At 56.1% G+C, this 1,226-nt stretch carries 1 protein-coding gene; it reads right to left on the bottom strand.

Features of this window, described 5'->3' with window-relative positions; translation table 11 throughout:
- Window positions 1-4 precede the first annotated feature (4 nt).
- A protein-coding gene (locus ACR0AD_RS21110) for an IS3 family transposase (protein WP_480489517.1) occupies window positions 5-1,158 on the bottom strand; the annotation gives its coding sequence in 2 pieces (ribosomal slippage) (window positions 5-891 and window positions 891-1,158; 1,155 coding nt in all).
- Between the last annotated feature and the right edge of the window lie 68 nt (window positions 1,159-1,226).

Raw genomic sequence — 1,226 nt, 5'->3', positions numbered from 1 at the left:
TAATTTAAGCTACTTTTTGCTCCTGCTGATCGGTTTGGATTTCTTCTTTTCTCAGCCAATAGACCACGGCTGGGGGTTTGCCGCCAAGGGCGGAGTGTGGGCGTTTGCGGTTGTAGAAATCGATCCATTTCGCAACGCCCGCCTTCGCCTCTGATCCGGTCTCCCAGGCGTGCAGGTAGACGCATTCGTACTTCAACGACCGCCAGAGCCGCTCGACGAAGATGTTATCGAGGAACCGGCCTTTGCCATCCATCGAGATACGCACTCCGGATCGGCGTAGCCGGTCGGTCCAGGCAAACGAGGTGAACTGGCTGCCCTGATCCGTATTCATGATTTCCGGTGGGCCAAACCTGGCGATGGCCTCGTTCAGTGCCGCGACGCAGAAGTCGGCTTCCAGCGTGTTCGAGATGCGCCAGGCCAGCACCTTTCGGGTGTGCCAGTCCATGATGGCGACCAGATACAGAAAGCCCCTGCGCATCGGCAGATACGTGATGTCGGCACACCAGACCTGATTGGGGCGCTCCACCCGTAGGCCGCGCAGCAGATAGGGATAGGTCTTGTGCCCTTTCGCCGCTTTGCTGATGTTTGGTTTCTGATAGATCGGCATCAAGCCCATCAGCCGCATCAAGCGTCGGATGCGCTTCTCGTTCACCAGATGGCCTTCGTTTCGCAAGTGCCAAGTCATTTGCCGGACGCCAAAGAACGGTGTTTCCAGAAACTGCTCATCGATCTGGCGCATCAACATCAGATTCATCGCTGTCTCACCCTTGGGCATGTAGTAAAACGATGACCGCGAGATCGACAACAGCTTGCACTGTTTGCCAATCGACAGGTTGGTATTGGCAGGCTCGACCATCTTGCGCCTCACTTGCCGATCCACGGCTTGAGCTTTCGTGACAAAAAATCGTTGGCAACGGCCAGCTCCCCGATCTTCGCGTGCAGTTCTTTGACTTGCTCCTCGTCGATCTCTGGGGGCTTCTTTCCGCCACGCTCGAACACGCCGGACGCGCCTTCCAGAAGCGCCCGTTTCCAGCTGTGGATCATCGTTGGGTGAACGCCAAACTGGCTCGCCAGCTCAGCAACAGTCCGCTCGCCCTTCAAAGCCTCAAGCGCGACTTTCGCTTTGAACTCGGGCGAATGGTTCTTCCGTTTCGACATCTCTGATCTCCTCTTCGTCGAAGATCAGCAAACAACAAATCGTAGCTTACGTCAGTGTCCGAAATTCA

The sequence above is a fragment of the Ruegeria sp. BH8 genome (assembly GCF_056538065.1).
Note: the sequence above shows the minus strand (reverse complement) of the source record. Positions and strands in the feature narration are given on the sequence as shown.